This is a genomic window from Limnomicrobium aquaticum (genome assembly GCF_040545545.1).
Lineage (GTDB): Bacteria > Pseudomonadota > Alphaproteobacteria > Rhizobiales > Rhizobiaceae > Ensifer_A > Ensifer_A aquaticum.
In genome coordinates this window covers 248,531-274,087 of record NZ_JBEPMB010000003.1, presented here as the reverse complement: position 1 = coordinate 274,087, position 25,557 = coordinate 248,531, and the positions used below count along the sequence as shown (strand labels likewise).

The 25,557-nt window shown below is 63.2% G+C and carries 19 protein-coding genes; 9 read left to right on the top strand and 10 right to left on the bottom strand.

Annotated elements, in window-relative coordinates; all coding sequences use genetic code 11:
• Positions 1–2 precede the first annotated feature (2 nt).
• The 4 genes from ABID16_RS12940 to argE form a co-directional block, all read right to left on the bottom strand.
• Positions 3–1,052, bottom strand: a complete 1,050-nt coding sequence (locus tag ABID16_RS12940) for a tartrate dehydrogenase (RefSeq protein WP_354556764.1) — start codon at positions 1,050–1,052, stop codon at positions 3–5.
• Between the two features lie 78 nt (positions 1,053–1,130).
• Positions 1,131–1,484: a cupin domain-containing protein gene (locus ABID16_RS12935; protein ID WP_354556763.1), complete on the bottom strand. Its 354-nt coding sequence runs from the start codon at positions 1,482–1,484 to the stop codon at positions 1,131–1,133.
• Between the two features lie 31 nt (positions 1,485–1,515).
• On the bottom strand, positions 1,516–2,439 hold the full coding sequence (locus tag ABID16_RS12930; RefSeq protein WP_354556762.1) for a 2-hydroxyacid dehydrogenase: 924 nt from the start codon (positions 2,437–2,439) through the stop codon (positions 1,516–1,518).
• Between the two features lie 13 nt (positions 2,440–2,452).
• On the bottom strand, positions 2,453–3,577 hold the full coding sequence (gene argE, locus ABID16_RS12925) for an acetylornithine deacetylase (protein ID WP_354556761.1): 1,125 nt from the start codon (positions 3,575–3,577) through the stop codon (positions 2,453–2,455).
• A gap of 210 nt (positions 3,578–3,787) precedes the next feature.
• Between argE and ABID16_RS12920 the strand changes: the two genes are divergently transcribed.
• Complete coding sequence (locus ABID16_RS12920; RefSeq protein ID WP_354556882.1) at positions 3,788–4,696, top strand: GNAT family N-acetyltransferase; 909 nt, start codon at positions 3,788–3,790, stop codon at positions 4,694–4,696.
• Between the two features lie 162 nt (positions 4,697–4,858).
• Positions 4,859–6,280 carry an aldehyde dehydrogenase family protein gene (locus ABID16_RS12915; RefSeq protein WP_354556760.1) on the top strand — a complete coding sequence of 474 codons (1,422 nt, stop codon included), beginning with the start codon at positions 4,859–4,861 and terminating at the stop codon, positions 6,278–6,280.
• On the opposite strand, the gene ABID16_RS12910 is transcribed toward ABID16_RS12915, so the two are convergent.
• From ABID16_RS12910 to ABID16_RS12900, 3 genes are all read right to left on the bottom strand, one after another.
• On the bottom strand, positions 6,274–7,203 hold the full coding sequence (locus ABID16_RS12910; protein WP_354556759.1) for a LysR family transcriptional regulator: 930 nt from the start codon (positions 7,201–7,203) through the stop codon (positions 6,274–6,276). The genes ABID16_RS12915 and ABID16_RS12910 overlap by 7 nt on opposite strands.
• A gap of 270 nt (positions 7,204–7,473) precedes the next feature.
• Positions 7,474–8,532, bottom strand: coding sequence for an ATP-binding protein (locus ABID16_RS12905; protein ID WP_354556758.1), 1,059 nt, complete (start codon positions 8,530–8,532; stop codon positions 7,474–7,476).
• On the bottom strand, positions 8,525–9,220 hold the full coding sequence (locus ABID16_RS12900) for a response regulator (RefSeq protein WP_354556757.1): 696 nt from the start codon (positions 9,218–9,220) through the stop codon (positions 8,525–8,527). Before ABID16_RS12900 ends, ABID16_RS12905 begins: the two co-directional genes overlap by 8 nt.
• 156 nt (positions 9,221–9,376) lie before the next feature.
• Here ABID16_RS12900 and ABID16_RS12895 point away from each other — a divergent pair, with 156 nt between their 5' ends.
• From ABID16_RS12895 to ABID16_RS12880, 4 genes are all read left to right on the top strand, one after another.
• Complete coding sequence (locus ABID16_RS12895; RefSeq protein WP_354556756.1) at positions 9,377–9,517, top strand: hypothetical protein; 141 nt, start codon at positions 9,377–9,379, stop codon at positions 9,515–9,517.
• A gap of 40 nt (positions 9,518–9,557) precedes the next feature.
• Complete coding sequence (locus ABID16_RS12890; protein ID WP_354556755.1) at positions 9,558–10,733, top strand: efflux RND transporter periplasmic adaptor subunit; 1,176 nt, start codon at positions 9,558–9,560, stop codon at positions 10,731–10,733.
• A complete protein-coding gene (locus tag ABID16_RS12885; RefSeq protein WP_354556754.1) occupies positions 10,730–12,679 on the top strand; it encodes a MacB family efflux pump subunit in 1,950 nt (649 codons plus the stop codon). The genes ABID16_RS12890 and ABID16_RS12885 overlap by 4 nt, the downstream gene beginning before the upstream one ends.
• Before the next feature lie 373 nt (positions 12,680–13,052).
• Entirely contained in the window at positions 13,053–13,322 is a 270-nt protein-coding gene (locus ABID16_RS12880) for a hypothetical protein (protein ID WP_354556753.1), read from the top strand.
• A gap of 214 nt (positions 13,323–13,536) precedes the next feature.
• On the opposite strand, the gene ABID16_RS12875 is transcribed toward ABID16_RS12880, so the two are convergent.
• On the bottom strand, positions 13,537–14,133 hold the full coding sequence (locus ABID16_RS12875) for a TetR/AcrR family transcriptional regulator (protein ID WP_354556752.1): 597 nt from the start codon (positions 14,131–14,133) through the stop codon (positions 13,537–13,539).
• Positions 14,134–14,196: 63 nt separating this feature from the next.
• Positions 14,197–15,513: an MFS transporter gene (locus tag ABID16_RS12870; protein WP_354556751.1), complete on the bottom strand. Its 1,317-nt coding sequence runs from the start codon at positions 15,511–15,513 to the stop codon at positions 14,197–14,199.
• Between the two features lie 300 nt (positions 15,514–15,813).
• Here ABID16_RS12870 and ABID16_RS12865 point away from each other — a divergent pair, with 300 nt between their 5' ends.
• The 3 genes from ABID16_RS12865 to ABID16_RS12855 all read left to right on the top strand — a co-directional run bounded on the left by ABID16_RS12865 (position 15,814) and on the right by ABID16_RS12855 (position 24,690).
• On the top strand, positions 15,814–16,764 hold the full coding sequence (locus ABID16_RS12865) for a hypothetical protein (protein WP_354556750.1): 951 nt from the start codon (positions 15,814–15,816) through the stop codon (positions 16,762–16,764).
• Between the two features lie 211 nt (positions 16,765–16,975).
• Positions 16,976–18,730, top strand: coding sequence for a ShlB/FhaC/HecB family hemolysin secretion/activation protein (locus ABID16_RS12860; RefSeq protein ID WP_354556749.1), 1,755 nt, complete (start codon positions 16,976–16,978; stop codon positions 18,728–18,730).
• Between the two features lie 8 nt (positions 18,731–18,738).
• Positions 18,739–24,690: a beta strand repeat-containing protein gene (locus tag ABID16_RS12855; RefSeq protein ID WP_354556748.1), complete on the top strand. Its 5,952-nt coding sequence runs from the start codon at positions 18,739–18,741 to the stop codon at positions 24,688–24,690.
• Between the two features lie 254 nt (positions 24,691–24,944).
• Here ABID16_RS12855 and ABID16_RS12850 read toward each other — a convergent pair whose 3' ends face one another.
• Positions 24,945–25,385 carry an SRPBCC family protein gene (locus ABID16_RS12850; protein ID WP_354556747.1) on the bottom strand — a complete coding sequence of 147 codons (441 nt, stop codon included), beginning with the start codon at positions 25,383–25,385 and terminating at the stop codon, positions 24,945–24,947.
• Positions 25,386–25,557 lie beyond the last annotated feature (172 nt).

Genomic DNA, 25,557 nt, shown 5'->3' with positions numbered 1-25,557 from the left:
CCTTATTCGGTGGTGAGCGCGGCGATGACCGCAGCGGTGATGGCGTCGGTCGAATCCTTGCCCGGAACTGTGCCGATGCCCTTGGCGGTGACGGCGGAAACGGCTGCCATCACGCGGGCGGCGGCGTCCTTTTCCCCGAGATGATCCAGCATCATCGCGCCGGACCAGATGGCGGCCATGGGGTTGGCGATGCCTTTGCCTGCAATGTCCGGCGCCGAGCCGTGGACGGGCTCGAACATGGACGGGGCGGAGCGGTCGGGGTTGATGTTGGCGGAGGCTGCAAAACCGAGCCCGCCCTGGATCGCCGCGCCGAGATCGGTCAGGATATCGCCGAAAAGGTTGGAGGCGACGATGACGTCGAGGCTGTCCGGAGCCATGACCATGCGCGCGGCGAGCGCATCGACGTGATAGCTCGTGACCGCGACATCCGGGTATTCGGCGGCAAGCTGCTTCGTGATCTCGTCCCAAAAGACCATGGAATATTTCTGCGCATTCGACTTGGTGACGGAGGCAAGCTTGCCGCGCCGGCTACGTGCCTGCTCGAAGCCGAAGCGGATGATGCGCTCGACGCCCTTGCGGGTGAAGATCGAGGTTTCGACGGCGACTTCGTTGTCTAGCCCCTGATGGACACGCCCGCCGGCGCCCGAATATTCGCCTTCGGTATTCTCGCGGATGCAGAGAATGTCGAAGCCTTCGGCCTTCAATGGACCTTGCACACCCGGCAGAAGCCGGTGCGGCCTGATATTGGCATATTGCACGAAGGCCTTGCGGATGGGCAGAAGCAGCCCGTGCAGCGAGACCGAATCCGGCACTTCCGCCGGCCAGCCGACCGCGCCGAGAAGAATGGCGTCGAAGGCGCGCAGCGTCTCGATCCCGTCCTCCGGCATCATTCGGCCGGTTTCCTTGTAGAAGGCGCAGGACCAGGGGAATTCCGTGCCGGACAGCGCGAAGCCGGAGCGCGCTGCGAGAGCCTGCAACACGCTCCAGGCGGCGTCGACAACGTCGCGGCCGATCCCGTCGCCGGGGATCAATGCTACCCTGTGGGTCTTCATGGCGGATACTTTCTCAGAAGGGGAAGAGAACGTGGCTGTTCATTTGATTGGCCGGAACGGTGAGGCGGGCCACAATCGTCAGTTCACGACAACATAGATCTTGCGCACGGTCTCGATCGTCTTCCAGACGCCGACAAAGCCGGGCTTCATGACAAAGCTGTCGCCGGCCTTGTAGATGACCGGTTCGCCGCCCGTAGGGGTGATTTCGACGACGCCCGAGAGGATGTGGCAGAACTCGAAGACCTCGCCCTTGATCGATTTTGTCTCGCCTGGCGTTGCTTCCCAGACGCCCGACAGCACAAGGCCGTCCTTGGCCTCATCCATCGCCCAGGTCTTGAAGGCGGGTGAACCGGCAATCAGCCGTTCCGGCAGCGGACCGGATTCACGCGGGGCGAAAGTCGGGTTCGGGTCAAGGGTCTTCAGAAGAGACATGGTGTTTCCTTTCACGAGGGGTGTCTTGCGTTCAGTAACCGCGCGCCCGATCGACAAGTCCGATGGGTTCGTGGCCGGCCAGATGAAGCCGGATGTTTTCGATGACGGCACGCGCCGCACTCGCTGGCTGAGTGACGCTGGCGACATGCGGGGTGAGGATGATCTTCGGGTGCAGCCAGAAGGGATGATCCTCCGGCAGCGGTTGGGGATCGGTGACGTCGATCATCGCACCACTCAGATGGTCGCGGTCGAGTGCTGCGAGCAGCGCCGCATCATCCAGCTGGGGGCCGCGCCCGACATGGATCAGCTGCGCCCCCTTCGGCAGCATCGCAAAAAGGTCGGCATCGAGGAAGCCGCGGGTCTCCGGAGTCAGCGGCAAAAGGCAGACGAGAATGTCCGTTTCGGCGAGCATGGTGCCAAGCCCGGTTGCTCCGTGGTGGCAGGTCACGCTGTCGAGGCTGCGCGGACTGCGGCTCCAGGCTGCGAGCGGGAAGCCGAGCGGCTTGAGGCGTTCGAGAACAGCCTGCGCCAGCATGCCGAGGCCGAGTATGCCGATGCGCCGGTCGGTGGCCTGCGCCTGCGGCAGGGGCGCCCAACGCCGCTTTCGCTGGCTTTCGAGATAGGCGGGCAGGTTGCGATGGAGGGCGAGCGCCGCCAGCAGCACATATTCCTGCATCATCCGCACGATCCCGTCCTCGACCATGCGCACGACCTTCACATGGGCCGGAATCACGGCCAGATCGAGCTGATCGACGCCCGCCCCGATCGAAAAGAGAATTTCGAGATTGCGATAGCGGGCGAGGTCCTTTGGCGCGGTCCAGGTGATGAGGTAGCGAACCTCGTTCGGATCGATGCCCCTCGCATCCATGCTGAACGGAATGTTGGGCAAAGCCTGAGCAAACGCGTCCGCGAAGATCGCCCCACGCGCGGCATCGGAGTTGAAGAGAAAGGTCATGAAGCCTTCTCCGTCACGCGGCACAGCGACCGCCAAGTGCTTCAATGAAGCGCTGGCAGGCGGCAAGTTCGCTTTCGAGGATGAATTCATCCGGCTTGTGCGCCCGGCCGATATCGCCGGGACCGCAGATGACCGCATCGATGCCGGCGGCCTGATAGAGCCCGGCTTCGGTGCCGTAGCTGACCGCGCCCAGCGGTGCCTCGCCCGTCAGCTCCGTCACGAGGTGAGCGAGCGGGCTTTGCGGCGACAGGGCCAGTGCCGGATAGGCGCTCAACTCCTCCCACGCGACGATGAAACCGTCAGCTTGCAGTGCTTCGGCAGTTGCCCGGATTGATGCGAGCAGGTCGCGCGGGGCAATTCCCGCAATCGCGCGAGCTTCAAGCTCCAGGATGCACAGGTCCGGGACAATGTTGATCGCCTTGCCACCGGCCATCACGCCCGCCTGCAGCGTGGAATAGGCAGGCTCGAAGGCGGCATCGAAGGGTCCTTGCATGAGGCGCGCGGCCTCCGCGACGACGACATCGAGGACTTTTGCCATGGCATGGATGGCGTTCAGCCCGAGATCGGGCCGCGAGGAATGGCCGGCACGGCCGCGTACGGTGACCCGCGCTGCTGCCTTGCCCTTGTGGGCCAGTACGGCGTGCATGTTGCTCGGCTCGCCGATAAATGCCCCGAGCGGCGGGGCGCAGAGTTCCGGCAGCCGGGCGATGAGATGCGGCACGCCCCTGCAGCCTGCTTCCTCGTCGTAGGAAAAGGCGAGGTGGATGGGGCGCTTCAGGCCTGCTTTCACCAGCTGCGGCACGGCGGCAAGTGCTGCGGCGAGATAGCCCTTCATGTCGGTCGTGCCCCGCCCGAACAGCTTCTCGCCATCGCGGCGGAGCGTGAAGGGCGAGGATGTCCATTCGCTTCCATCGGCCGGCACGACATCCATGTGGCCGGAGACGATATAGCCCGGCACATCTGCCGGCCCGATCGTCGCGAAGAGATTGCTGCGGTCGCCTTCAGGGCCGGGCAGAACCTTTGCGCCGACGCCGTGCCGGTCGAGATAGGCGACAATCCATTCGACGATCGCGGCGTTCGGCGTGCCCACGACGCTATCAAAGGAGACCAGCTTTTCCAGAATGTCAGTCGCGTTCATGATTTCCCCGGTTTGGCGTCCGGCCGTATTGGTTCGCCGGCTATCAAGCATGCCGTGTTTGCGCAGGATGGGATGCCGAACGCGGGGCCGTTTCGGTGAAAAGTTGCGCAGCGCTGCAGATTTCGAGCAAAATCTGCGGAACGGTGCGCTTATGCTTGAAGACCTGTCCGGATCCTCGAGGTGCCGGATAATGGCAAATTGATCGAGGATATGCGTGTGGGTGCGATCCTGAAGCCCGGCGAAAGAAATCAGATTGACGCCTTCGAGATGCAGATCGGCGATGTGGCGGGGGCTGACCTCGGGCAGCTTCATGCGCTGTCGATTTCGGTCGGCTGGCCGCATCGCGCAGAGGACTGGCAGTTCCTGCGTGATGTCGGCAAGGGCGTCGTTGCCACCGACGACATCGGCCGTATCATGAGTTCGGCCATGTGGTTCCGCCAGTCGCCCGATCTTGCGACGATCGGCATGGTGATCACCTCGCCGCGCCTGCAGACGCAGGGCACCGGCCTCTGGCTGATGGAATATGCGCTGCAGGACCTTGAGGGCGTCGACCTGCGCCTCAATGCCACGCGGGCTGCCCAGAGGCTTTACCTGTCCCTCGACTTCGTGCCGGAAAAGAAGGTCTATCAGTGCCAGGGCATCGTCACTAATGCACCCGGCGAGCAGACCATTTCCGGCGACCTCCGGATGCTGGGTGATGATGATCTCGCGGCAGTGATAGCGCTGGACGCGGCCGCGTTCGGCGTCGCACGGGCAGGCGTCATCGAAAAGGTGATGGCGCATTCGCGCGGCTACGGCCTTTTCCGGGATGGCGTTCTGAAGGCCTTCGCGCTCTGTCGTCGTTTCGGGCGCGGCCACGTTGTCGGCCCGGTGGTGGCCGCGGACGATGAGGATGCGATTGCGGTCGTCTCGCCGCATATCCGCGATCATCAGGGCCGCTTTCTGCGCCTCGACACGCATTTCGAGACCGGTGACTTTGCGCTCTTCGTTGTGCGCAGCGGGCTGGCCGTCTTCGATACGGTGCTGACCATGTCGCGTGGCAAGCGGCTTGCGGACTTCGTATCGGACGAGGCGCATGCGCCGGTGACCTACGCACTCATCAGCCAGACGCTCGGCTGATCATGCCCGGCCGATCGGCCGGCCCGCATGTTCGGCCATAGTTGTTAAGCTCCGCCTAAACCGGGCATTCAGGCGAGATCGATTGCCGATCTCTTACCCCTTCAGTCATCCTGCTCGCAGCGCACGAAATGTGGCGGGCAGGACCAAGCAGAAAGCGCAGCGATGAAACGAGAGAACCAGTTTTACATCAACGGCGAGTGGCAGTCTTTCGCCGATGTGAACCTGTTGCCGGTCGTCGATCCGGCGTCCGAACAGGTCACAGGCCATGTCGCGGCCGGCAACGCCCGTCATGTCGATCTTGCTGTCGCCGCCGCACGTGCGGCCTTCCCGGCCTTTGCCCAATCCCCGGTTTCGGAGCGGGTGGCGTTGCTGAAGCGCATGCATGCGCTCGTCATGGAGCGCGCAGAGCAGTTCGCTCAGGCCATGGTGAGCGAAATGGGAACGCCGATCAGCTTCGCGCGCTCGTCGCAGGTCTTCTTCGGCGCCGAACACATCCGAGTCCAGATGGAGACGCTTCAGACCTATCCGTTCCTGTCGGTGAAGGAAGGCCTGGCGACCGCGAAGGAGGCCATAGGTGTCTGCGCGCTCATCACCCCGTGGAACTGGCCGCTTTACCAGATCACCGCCAAGGTGGCGCCGGCGATTGCCGCCGGCTGCACGATCGTCCTGAAGCCCAGCGAGCTGTCGCCTTACAGCGCGCTCCTGTTTGCCGAGCTGATGCATGATGCCGGCACGCCGCCGGGCGTGTTCAATCTGGTGACTGGTACAGGCGAGGCCGTGGGTGCGGCTCTGTCCAGCCATCCGGATGTCGACATGATCTCCATCACCGGCTCGACCCGCGCCGGCGTGCTGGTCGCCCAAGCCGCGGCGCCCACCATCAAGCGCGTGGTTCAGGAACTGGGTGGCAAGTCGCCGAACATATTGCTCGACGATGCCGATTTCGAAGTCGCGGTCCCGAAGGGTCTGCAGGCGGGCATGCGCAATGCCGGCCAGTCCTGCAGCGCGCCGACGCGGATGCTGGTGCCCGCGCATCGGCTCGCCGAGGTGGAGGCGCTGGCGCGCAACACCGTCCATGCCATGGTGGTCGGCGATCCGCGTGATGCCGCAACCACGATGGGACCGATCGCCAACCGCGCCCAGTTCGATCGCGTCCAGTCCATGATCCGCGCCGGCATCGACGGCGGCGCGAAGCTTGTGGCCGGTGGTCTCGGCCGGCCCGACGGGATAGAGAGCGGCCTCTTCGTCCAGCCGACGGTCTTTTCCGAGGTCACGACCGACATGCGGATCGCGCGGGAGGAAATCTTCGGCCCTGTCCTCGTGATCATGCCTTACCGGGATGAGGAAGAGGCCATCGCCATTGCAAACGACACGGTCTACGGGCTCGGCGCACATGTGCAGTCGGCCGACATTGACCGGGCGAGACGCGTCGCGAGCCGCATCCGCGCCGGTCAGGTCCATATCAACTATCCGGCCTGGAACGGCGCGGCCGCCTTCGGCGGCTACAAGCAGTCAGGCAATGGCCGCGAATACGGCGTCCATGGACTTGAGGAATATCTGGAGACGAAGTCGATCCTCGGTTATTGAACATCCGACGCCATGCCGCCGCTACGCCACGGCGGCGGCTTGAGCGATTGACGCAGAAGTTTCAGGAATGCGGTGGAGCGGGCGCTTCGTCCGTGTCTCGAGCCCAGCATGGCCACGATGTCGGCTGATGGAAGCTGCCAGTCGGGCAGCACTTCCCGCAATCGGCCGGCGGCGAGGTCCTGCGCCACGCTCCATTCCGAGCGCATCATCACGCCCTGGCCCGCCAGCGCCCAGTCCCGGATGACCGACCCGTCATTGCTCGACATGACCGGATTGATCCGCACCGTCGCGCTCTCTTTCCGTGGCCCGGTGAGACGCCAAAGCGTCACGTCCTCGTCATTCTCGCGGACGGCGAGGCAGCGATGCCTGACAAGGTCTTGAGGTTCGGAGATGGGCGCGGCGGACGCGAGATAGTGCGGACTGGCGCAGAGGATTCGCCGGTTCGGCGCCAGCGTTGTGACCACCTGGTCGAGATGTGCGCGCGCCCCGATGTGAATGATCACCTCGAAGCTCTCCATGAGCATTGCCGAAGGGTGATCGGACAATTCCAGCGTGGCGAGCGCACTTCGGTTCTCCCGTGCAAAGGTCTCCACGACGGGGGCGACATATTGCCTGCCAAATCCGTGCGGGGCGGCAATCCTCAAATGTCCCCGTACGATACCCCGGCGGTCGGCCAAAGCCTCCGCCAGCTGGTCGATGGCATTGTTGACGAGCGCGCCGTGCGAGGCGACCAGCGAGCCTTCTTCGGTGAGGAACAGGCTTTTGCCGGTTCTGTCGATCAACCTGACGCCCACCTTTTCCTCAAGCGCGCGCAGCCGCTGCGTAACGGCTGGCGGCGTGACATTGAGCTTGCGCGCACTCTCCGCCAGCGAGCGGGAGCCGGCAAGGACCGAGAAAAAGGCGAGATCATCGGAGGTGAGCATTAAGGTAGTCCTGAATTGAAGTTGGATCTGTATTAATTTCCACCTTCAGCGTCAGGAAGCAAGATTGCCGAAACGGGTATCGCGGAAAGGCCTCTCCTCCCGACCTTTGGCTTCGGACACGGCACCTCTGCCAGGTGACGCAGAGCGGCTTCGATATGGCTGCTGCATCGCTCTTGATGCTGGTTCCCCCACAAGCGGCGGCTTGAAGAGCTGATGATGATAATGAAGGGAAAGGATTGCCGATAGCGGCGCTGTCGATGCGGATTGGCCTTACGACTTGATGATCGGAAGCCGAATTTCCACCCCAAGACCTGCTTCTTGAATTTCTATGATGTCCGCCTCTCCGCCATGGGCGCGTGCGATGCTGCGGACGATCGACAAACCGAGGCCGGAGCCCCCGCGGGCTCGGGTCCGCGAGCCGTCGGCGCGCCAGAAACGCTCGAAGGCCCGTGCGCGGCCTTCCGCCGAAAGTCCGGGGCCATTGTCCGAGACGCGCAGAAAGGCAACCTCTTCCCTGACGCCGGTTTCCACGCGAACCGTGGAACCGGGCGCATAGCGGATGCAGTTCTGCAAGAGCGCATGCAGGGCCTGGCGGAGCTTCGCCCGGTCGACGCGCGCCGCTGCCGGCCGCAGGACTGTCCGGGTGGTAATGGCAGCAGAAGAAAGATCGTGACTGACCGAGGCCAGCACAGCCTCGGCATCGGCCGACAGGTCGGACGTTTCGACATCAAGTTCCAGTTTGCCGGCATTTGCCATGGCGAGCGTCCGAAGCTCTTCCACTATGCTCGACAGGTCGTCGACATGGTCGATCAAACGTATGTAAAGCTCCGGTGTCGGCTGGAACGCGCCGTCGAGCAGTCCCTGCAGGCGTCCGCGCAGGATCGTCAACGGTGTTCGCAACTCGTGGGCAATCGCCGAATTGGCGTATTTCAGCTCCGCTTCGGTCTTTTCCAGACGTTCCGCCATGGAATTGAAGTCGGCTAGAAGGTCGCTTGCCTCCCCGAAGCTCCAGCGCACGTTGTCCGCACGCGCCGAAAAATCACCCGCCGCGATGGCGCGGGCGGCGGCAGCGACGGAGTGGAGCGGCTTTGCAATATTGCGCGCCAGCCGCCAGCCGACGAATGACGCCGCCACGATCCCGGTGGCAAGGATCAGGCCCAGCACGACGAAATCAACCAGCTGCCATTTCTCGTCATAGGCGGCGTCCGGGTACATGGCGGGGTAGATGATGAAGTAGAAGAGCGTGATGCCGCCATACATGACGGCAAAGGCCAGCAGCGTCAGCCCGATCATGCTGACCAGCATATGGGTGTTGAGCGGCTTAGCCATGAGGTACGGCCACCTTGTAGCCGACACCTCTGACCCCGGTCAGCAGACCTTCGGCACCGGCGGCAGAAAGCTTGCGCCGGAGGTTGGAGAGATGGCTGTCGACCGTGCGGTTCAGCGCATCGCCCTCCGGCAAACAGGCATCCACCAGTTCCGAGCGCTCGAAAACCCGGTTGGGTGCGCCGGCCATGTGGCTGAGGAGCCGGAATTCGGTTCTGGTCAGTTCCAGCGGCACGGTCCCCCTTTCGGAGTCCACCTGCGCGGAATGCGCTTCCGGATCGATCGAGAGCGAGCCAACGCGGATCACGTTTCCGGCCCTTGGCCGGTAAGTTCTCCGCAGCACGGCCTTGGCGCGCGCCACGACTTCCACAGGATTGAAGGGCTTGACGACATAATCGTCGGCCCCGATGCGCAGCGCCTGCAGCTTGTCGAGATCTTCGGCGAGCGCCGTAACCATGATCACAGGCGTGTCGCCGCGCCGGCGAATGGCGGCCAGAACCTCGTAGCCGTCCTGTCCGGGAAGCTTGACGTCAAGGATCACGAGGTCCGGCTTGAGTGTGGCGTGGTGCGCCAGGCCGATCACGCCGTCGGCGGCGCTGATGGTCCGGAAACCCTCGCGGATGAAATAGGTTTCGAGAATTTCGGCAATCTCGGGCTCGTCTTCAATGATCAGAACGAGTGCGTTGTCCATGCCGCCCTCCTTGTTGCGTCTCCTGAATGTGGGCTCAAGAGAAGCTGCCCAAACGCAAAGGTCAACGGCTTCTTTGCGCCTCCACGAAACCTCAATGGAAACTGCGCGGAAGCTGAACGGCTGGGAGCCAGATAGGCTCAGGCAAAGGAGACGGCCATGGAAGACAGACACTCGATCATCATACTGTTTCTCGTTTTCGCTTTCGCGCTGATGACTGTCAGGACGATCGTCAGGCTCGAAACGCATGTTCCGCTTCGTGCTGCGCAGGCTGCCCAGCAACCCGCGGCAGGCCGTTGAACGGCCCTTATGTGCCGTGAAAGAAGATAGGACAATCATCATGACCCGCACAAAATCAGGCCTGGGCATCGCCCTTGTGGCCGCCGGGCTGGGGCTTGCCGCTATCGGCGCCCTGTCTTTCGGATCGAGCGGTGCCGCCGAGGAGACGCCGATGGCCGAGCAGGTGAAGCGTGGCTCCGTCGAGGAGACCGTAATGGCGAACGGTGTGCTCGAGCCGGTCCAGCTCATCAATGTCGGCGCGCAGGTTTCCGGCCAGCTAAAGACGCTGCATGTCTCCCTTGGGCAGACGGTGAAGGCGGGTGATCTCATCGCCGAGATTGATTCGGTACCACAGGCCAATGCGCTGCGGATTGCCCAGGCGGGTCTGGCCAGCGCCAAGGCGCAGCGCCGCGCCAAGGCCATCCAGTATCAGCAGGCCGAAAAGGCCTATCGGCGCCAGCAGATTCTGGCCGGACAAAAGGCCTCCTCGCAGGCGGATCTGGAATCCAGAGAAGCAACCTACAAGAGCCTTGAGGCCGACATCGAAGCGCTCGACGCGCGGCTTGCGCAGGCCGCCGTGGAGGTCGAGAATGCCGAGGCCAGTCTCGGCTATACCAAGGTCCGCGCCCCGATCAGCGGAACCGTCGTTTCGGTGGTCGCGAAGGCCGGCCAGACGCTGAATTCGGTGCAGGCGGTGCCGACCATCATCGTGCTTGCCCAGCTCGACGCGATGCGCGTGAAGGTGCAGATCTCGGAAGCCGATATCGAACGCGTCCGGGCCGCACAGGACATCCGCTTCACCGTGATGGGGAGGCCCGATGCGCCGGTCAACGCCCGGCTGGAGGCGATCGACCCTGCGCCGACCGCCATCGCCAACGACACATCGGCGACGACCGGCCAGACCGCCAGTCAGGCCGTCTACTATACCGGCCGCTTCACGACCCCGAACACAGACGGGCGGCTGCGCCCCATGATGACCGTTTCCACCACCATCGTCGTCGGCCGCGCCGAAAACGTGCCGCTGGTCGCATGGTCGGTCCTGACGCGGCGCGACAAGGCCGGGCTCTACCACGTCACGGTCCTCTCCGGCTCGGGGAAGACCGAGGAGCGCACGGTCAGGATCGGGCTGACGGACCGCATCCACGCGCAGGTGCTGGAAGGCCTGGCTGAGGGCGACCGGGTTGTCGTTCCGGCCGATGGCGAAACCACCAACCCGATGGAAATGCTGGGACTATGACCGCTCTTCTCGAAATCCGGAATGTTTCGCGCGTCTTCCAGGCCGGCGAGGAAACCGTCACCGCACTGAAAGGTATCGACCTGACGATCGAGAAAGGCGAACTCCTCGCCATTGTCGGCTCGAGCGGCTCGGGCAAATCGACGCTCATGAACATTCTCGGCTGCCTCGATCAGCCGAGTGCCGGCGACTATCGCGTGGCCGGCAAGAGCGTGCTCGGCCTCTTCCCGGACGAGCTTGCGGCGCTGCGGCGCGAGCATTTCGGCTTCATCTTCCAGCGTTATCACCTGCTCGGGACGCTGACGGCGGCGGAAAATGTCGCCATGCCCGCCATCTATGCCGGGCTCGATCCGCAAGCGCGCGCAAGTCGCGCCAAGGCGCTGCTCGAACGTCTGGGCCTCGGCGAACGCATGGACCACCGGCCGAACCAGTTGTCGGGCGGGCAGCAGCAGCGTGTCTCGATTGCCCGCGCGCTGATGAATGGCGGCGAGATCATCCTGGCGGACGAGCCGACCGGGGCGCTGGATACCCGCAGCGGTGAGGTGGTGCTGGACATCCTCAAGGAGCTGCATCGCGCCGGCCATACTGTCATCATCGTCACGCATGACATGCAGGTCGCCGCCAATGCCGAGCGCATCATCGAGATCCGCGACGGCCTCGTGCTTTCCGACAAGCGGAGCGTGGAAATGCACGCTGCGCCCGTCGCAACGATTTCGTCTGAGACCGGACGCCCCGGCTGGCTTGGCGGGTTCCGCCGTCGGCTGGAGGATGCTTTCCCGATGGCGCTGCGCTCTATGGCGGCGCATCGCGTACGAACTTTTCTCACCATGCTCGGGATCATCATCGGCATCGCCGCCGTGGTCGCGGTCGTCGGACTTGGCGAAGGCGCGCGCCAGAAGGTGCTTGCCCAGATCAACGAGCTTGGGGCGAGCACGCTTTCGCTGTTTCCCGGCAAGGGATGGAATGACGAGCGCGCGGCAGCGATCACCACGCTGGTGGCCCGCGATGCCGATGCGCTCTCGGCGCAATCCTATGTCAGTGGTGTCACGCCGCTCATCACCTCGACCACGCGTGTCCGTTCCGACCGCGCGTCTCTCAATGCCAACATCAACGGTGTGGGCCCCGACTATTTCCGTGTGAATGGCATGAAGGTGCTGAAGGGCAATGGTTTCAGCGCGCAAAGCGTTTCGGCGCGCAAGCAGATCGCGCTTCTGGACGATCGCACCGCCGAGACGCTGTTTCCGAACGGCGAGCCGGCGCTCGGTCGCGTCATCATGATCGATCGCATGCCGGCGGTCGTCGTCGGCATCGTCAGCCGGCCCCGTTCGGCGGCAGGCGACAAGACCCTGCAGGTCTATGTTCCCTATACAAGCGCGTCCGGCCGCCTTTTTGGCGAATCGACCAGCCTGTCGGGTCTGACGGTGCGCGTCGCAGATGGCGTCGATACCGGTTTTGCGGAGCGCGCGATCGTCAGCCTCATGACGCGGCGGCATGGGGTGAAGGATTTCTTCGTCTTCAACAGCGACCAGATGCGCAAGGCGCTGGAGAGCACATCGCAGACGATGACGCTTCTGATCTCGTCGGTCGCCGTCATTTCGCTGATCGTCGGCGGCATCGGCGTGATGAACATCATGCTCGTCTCGGTCACGGAGCGGACGCGCGAGATCGGGTTGCGCATGGCGGTCGGTGCGCGGCGTCTCGACATCATGCTGCAATTCCTCATCGAGGCGGTGGTAATCTGTCTGGCGGGCTCCATCGTCGGGGTCGGGCTGGCGGTGGCGCTCGCCTTTGCGCTGGGTGGCGCGGGAAGCGAATTCCCGATGATCATCTCACTCAACTCCATCCTTGCCGCCTGCGCTGTGGCCGTGGCGATCGGGCTGACCTTCGGCTTTCTTCCGGCCCGCAACGCCTCGCGTCTCGCCCCGGTGGACGCCCTTTCGAGAGAGTAACAATGTGGCATCGTGACGGAGCCATTGTATCAAACCGTGCAAGAGGCATTGGCAACGGCGCGCTGTTGAGGAGATCGGTTTCGTTCTGAAGATTCTGCTTTAAGCCGCCACAACCCCAGGACCGCCCCGCGGGAGATCGTGCCCGGTCTGGAGCAAGGTTTCCTCAAAGGAAGCCGATCGTCCCAAAAATGGCGCATGGGCGTTCGCAAGAGGGCAACTATTTGAAAGAATGAAATTTTCCTCGTGCCATGGTCCATGGTCCGCGACGCTTCCAAAAATGGTGCGACAGCCTCCGTTTCGAAGCTTGGGCAGCCGTGAGAATGTCTGCGCGTGAGCCTGTTAGCCAATGCAAAACTACCCAAGGGAGAGCCTGATGTCTAAGACAGCCTTCATGATTGCCGCGTCGTTCCTCGCAATCTTGAGTACCAACCTGCCAGCTTGGGCAAGTTCGGATGATGCGAAATGGATCAAGCAATGTGTTGATGACAATAAGGATCAGGGCGCGAAGCCCGAGGTCATTGCAGCCTATTGCTCATGCATGAATGGTAAAATGTCATCGAACGAAACACAGTCGATCAGCGAATGGGAAAAAACACATGTTGCCGAGCGCAAGGCTTGCGACAAGGAGTCCGGCTGGCGCTGAATAAGCTCCTTTGGATATGAAAGGGCGGCGCGCCGATGGAACGCCGCTCCGATGAAGTCGCGCATTGATCCTACGTCAACAGTTCCCAAATCTCGCGCGGCAGCAAGCGGGGAGGATGACGACGGTTAAGGGCAGCATCGGAAGCGCCAACGGGATCAAGCTATTGTGATCGCGCGAAAGGCCAAGCGCCTTCCTGCCCCCGGATATCCGACCTTCACACCTCACCGGACATCACGCAGCCATAGAGGATGGCACCGCTCATCTGGCGGTAGCGCCCCACGATCTCTTCAGGCCTTGGTGCGACAAAGCTCTGGTTCGTTCCACGGGCGCCGTCACAAAGCATCTGGACGAGGCTGTCGACCGAGACCGTAGGGCGAAGCGAAAACAGGCCCTCCGAAATGGCCCTCTCGATCAGCCTGCAGAAATCTGCCTGAAACAGGGCTGCGGCCTCAATCATCACGGGGCGGCAAATTCGAAACGCCGCGTCGTTGATCTCAAGGGCATAGGGAGACAAGGCTATTTGCCGTCGCGTTTCGCCATATCTGACATCGAGGACGTGGGTGACGATGTCCAATACCGGCGCCTTTTCAGCCAGCAGGCGCTCGCCTTCGCGGATGCTGTTGACACGGGTACGCTGGTTTCCGAGACGGATCATCGCCTGAAGGGCTTCTTCCTTGCTGCTGAAATGATGATAGAGCCCGCGCCGGGTGATTTTGCAGTGCTGTGCAAGCAGGCTCATCGTCATCTTCTCGTAGCCGTGTTCGAAGAAGACTTGCGTAATTTGCGTGACCAGATTTTCGAAGGCCGACATGCGCTGATCTTTCAAAAGGCCTGTTGCATCGATTGAATGACTTTGTTCAAGGCGCCGGCAAGCTCACCCTTGCCGGGCAGACGCCAGGTCCGGCTCCGGACCCAGCCTATAGTGAAATGCGGCGACAAGGGCCAGAGCGGCGGAGCTGAGAAGCGCACCAGTCGAAACGACGCTCAGAGCCATTCCAAGCTGGTGGGGGTCTCTCAGAACATTTTCTGTGATGTACCCAACCAGAGGAGGCCCCAAGCCCATGCCGACCATCGTGACCACCATGACACCGATTGCGGAGGAGATGCCGCGCATCCTGGGTGGTGTGATGTCCTGAAGTGCTGCGGGGCCGTTGGCAACGACAAGGGTGGAAAAGAAACAGGTGCCTGCAATGAAGGTCAGGGCAGCGTTCTGTGTCGTCATCATCGGCAGCGGTGCGGCGAACACGCCGGCCCCGAGTGCTCCGACACACATGAGGGCGGGCCTCGCGGCACGCAATCCTCTGCGGACAAGCTTGTCCCCGAGCATCGCCCCGACAAGGAGACCGGCCAGACTGGCGCCAATAAACAGCGGGCCCAGAACAAGGCCGACAGCGGCAGGGGAAAGCTCGAAGGCACGGATCAGCATGCTTGGACCCCATGCGCTGTAACTATAGGACTGCATGCCCACCAGACCCAGGGAGAAATAGAGGGTCAACAGTTCAACGCGACGTGCCCAGAAATAGGCACGCACGTCATTCATGTTCGGCACCTCGGCCGGCGCGCTCTCCGCAGCACCGCGCGCCGGTTCTTTCAGGCTTGCCACCCACAGTGCAATGGCGAGCCCCGGCAATCCGACGAGGACGAACACGGATTGCCAGGCAAACGTCGTGCCGAGCCTCGTGAGCGAGGAGCCGGGCTGCGAGAGATGATGAAGGGCGGATGCTGCCAGAATGAGTGACAGGCCGGCCCCGATGAACGCACCGGATGAATAAATTCCCATTGCAAGGCCACGACGGCGGGTCGGAAAGAGATCGCTGATCAGCGAGTAGGCCGCCGGGATCAGCGCCGCCTCGCCCAGTGCGACGCCGGCCCGGCAAACCAGAAGAGACAGGAAGCTGTCGGCAAATCCGCAGGCGGCGGTCATGATGCTCCAAACGGCAATGGCCATCGCCGCGATGCTGGTCCGGTTGCCCCGGTCCACCCATCGTCCCGCCGGCAATCCACCGACCGCCAAGACGAGGGCGAAGCTCAATCCCTGCAGCAGGCCGATCTCCACATCCGTCAGAAGGAGATCGCGACGGATGGGCTCCACGAGCAGGCTGAGGATTTGCCGGTCGAGATAGGCAAAGATGTAGGCCGTCGTGAGGACGCCGAGCATGTAGGACGGTCGGCACTGCAGCCCTGAAGACATGCTCGCATTTCCTTCAAAATGAGTGTTGCGGCGGGTGGAATGTCCTCGGAATAGAGCATGCCTGACTTCCGCGCGAAAGGGTTCTCGTGAGACGGACTTCTCACAATTAACGTAGATGAGAAAGATCCCCCCTTGACGACACATCGGAAATACCGCAAAAACTTCTCAATATAATATTAAATGAGAAGTTGTCCGGCTGTTGAACTTCCACCCATAGGGCAGGACCTTTTCAAGCCGGAGTGTTTTTTCTTCGCTGTGACCTGAGCAGGTTTCGACGGCAAATTGCTGGTGGAGGCATTCTTGGGGCCTTTTGCAGAATCCCGGATCCGTTCGTCACCCGCGGCGACCCCCGAAACGGAGGGGACTGTCGATGATGGCGTAACGGCTCTGCTGAACCATGTCGCGTTCTCGCAGGCAGTGTGTCTTCTGGCATCCGGGCTGTTCGACACGCACAAACTCGCGCCCCGTGCGGCCGCCCTGTTTGCCACGCAACAGCGCTGGCTTCTCAGCCATGCGGCGCTCGCCCACCATTTCCAGCCGTTTGATCAGGTGGAGCCCTGCGTCAGCCGCCGAAGCCTCGGTCTCATCGGTCCTCTTCTCGGCATTGCAAGCCGCAATACATCCCGCGCCCTGTTCGACGAGGCCGCCAAATACGGCGTGCTCGACCTGCTGGAGGAACATGGCGCCCACCGCGAACAACTGGCCGCCCCGTCCTCAAACGCGCTGTCACTGATCGGACTTTGGTACGGCCAGCATTTTGCGGCACTGGACCTGCTCGATGGCGGGACGAGGCAGAGCCGGTTTCAGGCCCGAAGCCACAGCCTGCTGCCCCGGATGCAGCCCCTCGTGGCGCGTGGCCTTCTATCGAGCCCCGGCTTACGCGCGCCCGGTCCGCTCTACACCATTTTCACCTGGAGCGATTCCGGCGGCTGGCTGATGGACCGGCTGATCGCCGGGATCGACTGGGAGAGGCCGCAGGGACAGGACCGGTTTCTCACGGATGTCCGCTCCATCACCTTTCTCGCGGAATCGGCAAAGCTGTCACGCTCGCATACGAGCCGGAAACTCTCCGAGGCTCAATCCATCGGTGGCCTGGGCTGGACGGGGCGCCCGGGACGCTCGCCGCTTTGGATTTCGCACGAGTTCTACACCGAATATGCCGAATTCCAGGCACGCAAGCTGCTCATTCTCGATCATGCGCTGACCGAAGTCACCGCGATGGAGGCGTCTCAAGGGGGGCGATGGGAATGAGAGCCGATGAGACCCGCGAAGCCATGCGGCGATGCCGTTTGCCTTCTTACGACGGAAAAGAGCGCCGTTTTCGGCGCGTCAAAAATGGACGCTGACTTTGCACATTTCATTGGCTAGCCCTGCAGATGGGCTCCCGACACCTTGCGCAACAGCGCGGTTTGCGGCCTGGACGAAATCGAGGTTTGTTTTGAATTCGAGATACCGCCTTGCAGTGTTGGGACTGATCGCGAGCACGAGCCTTGCGGCCCCTGCCGCCATGGCCCAGACTGCCTCGCAGATCACGCCGCAGCGTGTGCGTCCGAGCGAGCCGGTCGCGGCGGCAGGGATCGCGGTGCCGGAACTTTCCGGTCCGGCGTCCCCGAAGGGTGCCGGGAAACTCTCGGTGCGTCTCGCCCATGTCGAGATCGAGGGCGCGAAGGGGAGCGGCTCGGGCAGCCAGGCGCTGGCGGCAGCCGATGCCGGCCTCAGCGCAGCGCTTGCAGACCGCACCGTGACGGTCGCCGACATCTTCAGCGCCGCGCGTGTGCTCGAAGCCGCCTATGGCCGCGCCGGCCTCGTGCTGACACGCGTGGTCGTTCCCGCGCAGAACCTCAAGAATGGCGGTACACTGAAGGTCGTGGTGATTTCCGGCTTCGTCGAGCGGATCGATACACAGAGCCTGCCGGGCCCGGTCAAGGACAGGGTTGGGGCCGTGCTGGCGCCGCTTGTCGGGCGCCCGGACACAACGCTTGCGGATATCGAGCGCGCACTGATGCTGGCGAGCGATACGCCCGGCCTTTCGATGAAATCGACGCTGACTGCGGGGAAGAAGCCCGGCGGCAGCGTGCTGATTATCGATGGTCGCTACAAGCCGGTCTCCGGATCGGTTTCCGCAGACAATACGGTTGGCTCCGGCCTGGGCGGGCTTTCGACGACCGCGGCTCTGCAGGTCAATTCCGTCCTCGGCCTCGGAGAACTTTTCTACATTCAGCTGGGCGGCTACCCCAACTTCGTCGGCACAAACGGCTTCTTTTCCAGCCGGCCCGTCAACCGGCAGATTGCCGGCGGGGTCGTTCTGCCTTTGGGTACCGATGGCTGGAGCCTGAACCTGGAGGCGATCCGGACGGACTCCACGCCTGCGGCAGTCGCCGGCCAGCAATTCGCTTCGCGTTTTGACCGCGTCTCGGCGCGGCTGAAATACGCGATCGTCCGTTCACGCGGCTTCAACCTCTCGAATGAAGTCGCCTTCGATGCGGAAGAGGAAGCACTGTCCACTGTCCTGCCACTGACGAACCCGGTCTCCCTCGACCGGCTGCGCGTGCTGCGCGATACCGTGGCCGTTTCCGGCGTTACCCCCTGGGGCGCTTTCATGAGCGGCCAGGTCACGGGGTCGCTGGGCATCAACGGTCTGGGCGCGCGCAGCGCCGCCGCCGCGACAGCGCTTTTGCCGCTCTCGCGGCAGGGTGCGGATGCGAATTTCCAGAAGCTGGAGTTTTCCGGCCGGTATAGCCAGCGCCTGATGGAGCATCTGGGCCTCGATCTCTTCGTTCGGGGGCAGACCTCGTTCGGCAGGCCGCTGCCGCGTGCAGAGCAAATCGGGCTTGTCGGCGGCAATGCGCTGAGCGCCTTCGATGCCGGCGCGTTTCAGGGCGACAGCGGCCTCGTGGCGCGCGCGGAACTCTCGTCGCCCTTCGCGTTCGACCTGACATCGGGCGCCGCCAATGCCTCGCCCTATGCCTTTGGCGCCGTGGGCAGCATCTGGTTGATGAACCCGACGGCGGTGGAGCGCCGCCAGACCACGGCCGGCACCTTCGGTCTCGGACTGCGCGTCGGTGCGGCGCCGAATCCGCCGGGCACGACAGCGACCAGCGAATTCAGCGGCATCATTGATCAGGCAATCCTCTCGCTCGAATGGGGTCGCCAATACCGGAATGACGGCACCGCGCCGAAGGACCGCTTCACCATTTCAAGCTCGATACAATTCTGAGGGCTATCATGTCTTACGTCCCGTCTTCCCGCTGCCGCCACATGCTCCGCACGCTAGAGAGCTCAACCGCGCTCTTTACCTCCCTGCTGATCGCGGCGGCCGGGTTGACGGGCAACATCGCCGCCTCGGCACAGGAATTGCCACAAGGCGGAACGGTTGCGTCCGGTAACGTCACCATCACCCAGACCGCGCCCACGGCAATGGTGATCAACCAGACATCCGGGACGGCCGTCACCAACTGGCAGAGCTTTTCCATCGGGCAGGGGAACTCCGTCGCTGTCGTCCAGCCTTCAACCTCTTCGGCCATGCTGGCCCGCGTCAACGGAAACACGACCTCGACCATTGCCGGAAGTCTCAGCGCTACGGGCCAGTTCATGCTGATCAACCCGAACGGCATTTCGATTACGGCGACCGGGACGGTCAATGCAGGCGGCGGCTTCGTTGCCACGACGCTCGGCATTTCGGACGACGACTTCTTATCCGGCAAGCGTATATTCAAGGGCAATGGTGCGTCGGGTGCAGTCAGCAATGACGGCGCAATCACCGTGGGGCCGGGCGGCTATGCGGCGCTGATCGGCGGAACCGTTTCCAATTCCGGTACGATCTCGGTGCCCATGGGCAAGGTGGGTCTCGGCTCGGGCGAAATCGCGACACTCGACTTCTCGGGTGACGGCTTCCTCCAGGTCGGCGTTCCGACCGCCGCACCCGGCAAGGGCGCGCTGGTGTCGAATGCCGGCAAGATCACGGCCAATGGCGGTTCGGTCCATATCAAGGCGGCGCAGGCGCGCGATGCGGCGCGTCAGGCGATCAACATGTCCGGCGTCATCGAGGCCCGCTCGGTCTCCGGCTCCAACGGCAATATCACGCTTGGCGGGAGCGAGGGCGAGGTTGCGGTGAGCGGCAAGCTGGACGCCTCTTCCGCATCGGGCAAGGGCGGGACCGTGAGGGTCACGGGTCGGCAGATCAAGCTTTCCGGCGGATCCATCGACGCTTCGGGCAAGACCGGCGGCGGCACGGTCCGCATCGGCGGCGACCGGCAAGGCGCGGGGACCCTGCCGCGCGCCGCGAAGGTCGCCGTCGACAAGACCACCATCATCCGTGCCGACGCGACCGACCAGGGCAATGGCGGCGATGTCGTCATCTGGTCCGACAGCCGCACCGATTTCGCCGGCACAATCACCGCACGCGGCGGGGCAAACGGCGGCAACGGCGGCGAGGCGGAAGTATCGTCGAAAGGCGTGCTCGGCTATTCCGGTCTGACCGTTCTGACGGCTGCGAAAGGGACAACGGGAACGCTGTTGCTCGACCCTTACAACATCACGATTTCCAATGCCGCCGACACCGGCGGCTTCACCGCGAGCGCGGATGACAGCGTCATCAACGTGACGACCCTGCAGACCGCGCTTGCCAGTGCCAATGTCACGATCTCCACGGGCTCGTCCGGCAGCCAGGCCGGTGACATCACCGTCGCCGCGCCGCTCACCTGGAGCGCCAATCTCCTCCGGCTCGACGCCGCGCATTCGATCAAGATTGCCTCCACCGTCACCGTCGGCGGCACCGGTGCTTTGATGCTCAACACCAATGTTGGCGGCGGTTTGGGCGGCACGCTCGACTTCGGCCTGACCTCTTCCGGCTTCGCCGGCCGCATCGACTTTACGGGCACGCCCGGCCAGCAGGCGCTGTTCTTCAATATGGCGCAGCAGACGCTCATCTATTCGCTGGCGGACCTGCAGAATGTCAACAACGACCTCTCTGGTAATTACATGCTTGCCAGGAACCTTGATGCATCTGGCACGACCTACACGGATGCGCTGATCGGCGTCGATAATACCAGCGCCTTCACCGGCAAATTCGACGGTCTCGGGCACACGATCAGCAATCTCGCCATCATAAAACCCCAGGACTATTCCGGTCTGTTCGGTGCGGCCAGCGGCGCAACCATCGGCAATGTCGGCCTTGTCGGTGGGTCGCTTTCGGGGCGGTACTTCGCCGGGAGTCTGCTTGGCTATGGCGCGAACACGACGATCGCGAGTGTCTTTTCCACGAGCACTGTGCAGGCAAGCGGCAGCGGCGCCGGGGCCCTGGTCGGAGAGCTCCACAGCAACAGCGCGATCAGCAACGCCTATGCAACGGGCACTGTCAGCGCGCACGATACGATTGGCGGTCTTGTCGGTGCTGTCTTCGACAGCGCCGTGAGCAACGCCTATGCGACGGGAGCGGTCGGCGGGCTGGAAGGCATAGGCGGTCTTGTCGGGTTCACGAGAAATGCCACGATCAGTCAGGTTCATGCGGCGGGCGCCGCACGGGGAAATCAATATATCGGCGGCCTGATCGGCTATTCGGACAGCATGACGCTGAGCCAGGCCTATTCCACCGGCGCGGTTGCCGGGAGCATCAACGTCGGCGGTCTCGTCGGAAAACTGGTTGGCGGCACGATTGCCAGCGCCTACTGGGACGTTCAGACCAGCGGACGGACAAACGGCATCGGCACCGACGGCAACAGCCAGTCCGGCAATGTCACCGGCCTGACGACGGCGCAGCTTCAGAACGGCACATCCGCCTCCGGCCTCGGCAACGCCTTCACGGTCTCGGCCAATCTCTACCCCTATCTCACCAGCTTCTTCCCCAATGGTGTGCAGGCGATCTCCGGCATTGCCTATGACGACAGCGGCGTGACACGCTTTGCCTCGGATGCCAACGCCGCGCGCTACGTCTATATCGACATCGCCGGCCGGCAGACGGCCGTGACCACCGGCGCCAACGGCTATTATTATGCGATGCTCTCCGGCGGCACGCTGTCGTCGGCGAATGGCGGCACGGCAGTCGTCGCCTATACCCGCGACGGCAATGTCACTGGCGCAGTCATGGGCGCGCATCTGCGTGCACTGAGCGGTACGGCGCAGAACCTCGACGTCTGGGCAAACAACCTGATCGCACCGACCGCGGCCACGAGCCTGTCGACGGCCGAGACATCGGTGAACGCGCTGCTCGGCGCCAACGCCAACCGGACGCTGCTGACGGACGCGGCGGGTGGCGACACGGTGCCGACAGACGCCAACGCGGGCGTCGCCGATCTCGGCCTGGTCGGCTATATCGCCACCTCTGGCAGTGGCTTCACCATCGATCGGGGCATCTCGGCCTATGGCCTCTATGTGAAGGCGGCGACCGGTCCGATCACCGTCTCGAGCGCCCAGACGCTCGGCGGGCCGATCAATCTCACCCTGCTGTCCAGCGGCGATCTCGACATCAACGCCGCCGTCCAGGTCAATGGCAATGGCGCACTGACCCTCGGCTATGGCGGGAAACTCAATATGGCGATGGACAGTTCCGGCTTCGCCGGCAGCCTCACCTTCGCCAATGCCGATGGCACGGTGGCGACCCTGGGTGAGGGTGGCACACTGACCGTCAATGACAAGGCCTACACGCTGGTCTATTCGCTGACGGACCTGCAAAACATCAACAATAATCTTTCAGGGACTTACGCGCTCGCCCACAGCCTCGACGCCTCCGGTCAGACCTATAGCAACGCCCTGGTCGGACAAGACCTCGGCACATCCTTCACCGGCACATTCGACGGTCTCGGCCACACGATCGGCAATCTCGTTATCGCCAAAAGCGGAGACTATGCCGGTCTGTTCGGTTCCACCGCCAATGCGACGATCCGCAATATCGGCCTTGCCGGCGGATCGGTCACGGGCAACAGCTATGCCGGCGGCCTTGCCGGGCAGGCTCAGGGTGGCAGCATCAGCAATGCCTATGGGACAGGCAGCGTCAGTGGACACGACAATGTCGGCGGACTTGTCGGTACTGCATCGGCAGCAGCCATCAGCAATGCCTATGCCACGGGCGCTGTCAGCGGCACCAACCAGATCGGTGGCCTTGTCGGCGATACGGCCAATAATGCAACCGTCAGCAACGCCCACGCGACAGGCGACGTCAGCGGCGCCAGCAGCATTGGCGGCCTCGTCGGTCGCTCATTTAACAGCACCATCGGCTACGCCTATGCGACAGGTGCTGTCAGCGGCACCAACGGCGTCGGTGGTCTTGTCGCCTATTCAGTCAGCTCCACGATCAGCAACGCTTATGCCACAGGCGCCGTCAACGGCACCGGCTTTTATGTCGGCGGCCTTGTCGGGAGTGCATCGATGAACACCATCAGCGACGCCTATGCGACGGGTGCCGTCCACGGCTTCTCCGATATCGGTGGCTTTGCCGGGGGTGTGTCGGATTCCAGCATCAGCAACATCTATGCAACAGGCGCGGTCAATGGCGCAGTCTATGTCGGCGGACTTTTCGGTGAGGCGAGGGCAGGCAGCATCACCAACGCCCTCTGGGACACGCAGACCAGCGGGCGCGGCAGCGCCATTGGCGACGGCAGCCAGATCGCCAATGTCACCGGGCTGACGACGGCGCAGCTGCAGGATGGGACATCCGCAGCGGGCCTCGGCAGCGCCTTCACGGTCTCGGTCAATCTCTATCCCTATCTGACGAGCTTCTTCCCCAATGGCGCAAAGGCCATATCCGGCTTCGCCTACAAGGATACAGGCGTGACGCCGCTCGCCTCGGGTGCGAACGGCGCGGGATTGGTCAATGTCCGCTTCGGCAGTGGCGGCGTGCAGACAATCTCCACCGGCGCAAACGGCTATTACTACGCAATGGCCGCCGCCGACGGCAGCCCGAGCCCCGTGCTCGCCTATACGCGCACCGATACGACAACAGGCGCGGCGAATGGAGCCTTCTTCCTGACGGACTTCACCGGCACTCTCTCGGGCGTCAGTATCTCTGCCGGCTGGCGGATCGACGCCGCACTCGCCGGCGGAACACTCTCCGCGCTCGATACCGCTTATGCGACGGCGACCGCCGGCACGACGGCGGCCGGCATGACGTTGGCCAATCGCGCCATTTTAGGTATCGGAACCTTCATGATCGATACGCCGCTCACCGTGAGCGGCAAGCTGGAGCTTGTCGCCGGCCTACCGGGCACAACGTTTAGCCAAACTTCCGCACTATCAGCCGATACGCTGATCCTGCGTTCGCCCAATGGCCAAAGCAGGTTCATGCTGACCGGCAGCGGCAACCGCTTCAACAATCTCGCGGCATCCGGTACTGATGTTCTCCTCGATGTTTATGACGCCAGCGACCTGACGATCACCACAAGCGCCTCCGATCCCTTCGGGACGGCTGTCTCCGGCATCACGCTTCTCAATTCGAGCCAGACCGTCGCGCGCGGCGTCAGGGTTGCTACGGCCGGCAATCTGAAGATTGCTTCCGGCGCTGCGGTCCATGCGGATAATCCGGTGCTGGCCGCCGGCGGAACCTTCACCAACAATGCGGGCGCCAATGCCGTTTCCGCCATCGCCGGACGCTGGCTCGTCTATGCGGCAGACCCGACCGGCAACACGTTTGGCGGCCTCGACAGCCAAAACACGGCGGTCTGGGGTACGAGTTATCCGACAGCAGTGACGGCGCAGGGCAACCGCTATGTCTTTGCCCGGCAGGCCACACTGACGGTGACGGCGAGGGACGCGGAGAAGTCCGCCGGCGAAACATCGGGCTTCAATGGCTACACGGTCTCCGGTTTCCAGGGCGGCGTTGCAGGAGCCTTTCTTGGCGATGATCCCGCAGGCCTGACCGGACTGCCCGGCCTGTCCTCGGCAGGGGCGGCGGCAAATGCCGCACCCGGAACCTATGAGATCGCCATTGCCCATGGATCGCTGATCTGGGGCGGCTACGGCTACGGGTTCAACTTCGTTTCAGGCAAGTTGACGGTGAACGGCTCATCACAACCCGACCCGACGTTCATCTTCGCGCCTGGATCGACAGACAGCCGTCCGGACGGTTTCGGGGCCTCGACACCTGGCGGCGGCTTCAGCGCAACCGATCCCTCGAACCTCCTCAATTTGACGGAGATTGGCTTCGACAAGGCGAATGTCTGCTTCCCCGGCCGCGCCTGCGAATGATGCTTCCGATCGCCGAACGGCCCGCTCTCAGAGTGCACCGGCAGGTCATCTGCCGGACGCACCACCCCCATCGCACCTGAAAGAACGCCGCATGACCAGACTGTCCATCACCCGCCCTCTTCACGGTGGGCCATGTTTCATGCGCCGCCGGGCTCCTACAGGGGCGCTTCTTAGACGCCCTGCCGGTTCGGGACATGCGCGCCAGGCGAACTCCGTCAAAGGGAATATTCAGCTCACCGTGATGTGCCGGCCACTCATGACGCCAGCCGCGCCGAGAAATTCGTGAAGAACTGCTCGGCGAGCTTCTGCGCCGTGCTGTTGATCAGCCGGCTGCCGAGCATGGCAATCTTTCCGCCGATTTCGGCCTTCGCGGTGTAACGCAGGATGGTTTCGTCACCGTCGGCCACCAGCACGACATCCGCGCCGCCCTTGGCAAAGCCGGCGACGCCACCGCTGCCTTCGCCCTTGAGCGAGAAACTGTCCGGCGCACCGCTGCGGTCGAGCGTGACCTTGCCGCCGAAGGTGGCCTTGACCGGCCCGACCTTGAGAACGACCTTGGCTTCCAGTTCCTCATCAGACACCTGCTCCAAAGACTCGCAGCCAGGGATCGCGGCCTTCAGCATGTCCGGGTCATTGAGAGCTTCATAGACCAGCGCCTTGGGTGCCTTGATGCGGATTTCGTCTGTCATTTCCATTTGCGGATATCCTTTACATGCAACAGGAGTGAAGCCGGAGCAGGAGTTCATGATCTGGAACCGCCCGTTCGGCCGTTCCGGCGAGTGCGGAATTCGACGCTGCAGGCTGGAACAGGAGCGCGGCAATGGCAGCGAGGGGCGCCATCAGACGCGTTGTCAGCCGCCCGGCCTG

Excerpts from the sequence above, each read along its gene's own strand:
- ABID16_RS12940 (WP_354556764.1), bottom strand. The coding sequence starts at position 1,052 with ATGAAGACCCACAGGGTAGCATTGATCCCCGGCGACGGGATCGGCCGC.
- ABID16_RS12935 (WP_354556763.1), bottom strand. The coding sequence starts at position 1,484 with ATGTCTCTTCTGAAGACCCTTGACCCGAACCCGACTTTCGCCCCGCGT.
- ABID16_RS12930 (WP_354556762.1), bottom strand. The coding sequence starts at position 2,439 with ATGACCTTTCTCTTCAACTCCGATGCCGCGCGTGGGGCGATCTTCGCG.
- argE (WP_354556761.1), bottom strand. The coding sequence starts at position 3,577 with ATGAACGCGACTGACATTCTGGAAAAGCTGGTCTCCTTTGATAGCGTC.
- ABID16_RS12920 (WP_354556882.1), top strand. The coding sequence starts at position 3,788 with ATGCGTGTGGGTGCGATCCTGAAGCCCGGCGAAAGAAATCAGATTGAC.
- ABID16_RS12915 (WP_354556760.1), top strand. The coding sequence starts at position 4,859 with ATGAAACGAGAGAACCAGTTTTACATCAACGGCGAGTGGCAGTCTTTC.
- ABID16_RS12910 (WP_354556759.1), bottom strand. The coding sequence starts at position 7,203 with ATGCTCACCTCCGATGATCTCGCCTTTTTCTCGGTCCTTGCCGGCTCC.
- ABID16_RS12905 (WP_354556758.1), bottom strand. The coding sequence starts at position 8,532 with ATGGCTAAGCCGCTCAACACCCATATGCTGGTCAGCATGATCGGGCTG.
- ABID16_RS12900 (WP_354556757.1), bottom strand. The coding sequence starts at position 9,220 with ATGGACAACGCACTCGTTCTGATCATTGAAGACGAGCCCGAGATTGCC.
- ABID16_RS12895 (WP_354556756.1), top strand. The coding sequence starts at position 9,377 with ATGGAAGACAGACACTCGATCATCATACTGTTTCTCGTTTTCGCTTTC.
- ABID16_RS12890 (WP_354556755.1), top strand. The coding sequence starts at position 9,558 with ATGACCCGCACAAAATCAGGCCTGGGCATCGCCCTTGTGGCCGCCGGG.
- ABID16_RS12885 (WP_354556754.1), top strand. The coding sequence starts at position 10,730 with ATGACCGCTCTTCTCGAAATCCGGAATGTTTCGCGCGTCTTCCAGGCC.
- ABID16_RS12880 (WP_354556753.1), top strand. The coding sequence starts at position 13,053 with ATGTCTAAGACAGCCTTCATGATTGCCGCGTCGTTCCTCGCAATCTTG.
- ABID16_RS12875 (WP_354556752.1), bottom strand. The coding sequence starts at position 14,133 with ATGTCGGCCTTCGAAAATCTGGTCACGCAAATTACGCAAGTCTTCTTC.
- ABID16_RS12870 (WP_354556751.1), bottom strand. The coding sequence starts at position 15,513 with ATGTCTTCAGGGCTGCAGTGCCGACCGTCCTACATGCTCGGCGTCCTC.
- ABID16_RS12855 (WP_354556748.1), top strand. The coding sequence starts at position 18,739 with ATGTCTTACGTCCCGTCTTCCCGCTGCCGCCACATGCTCCGCACGCTA.
- ABID16_RS12850 (WP_354556747.1), bottom strand. The coding sequence starts at position 25,385 with ATGGAAATGACAGACGAAATCCGCATCAAGGCACCCAAGGCGCTGGTC.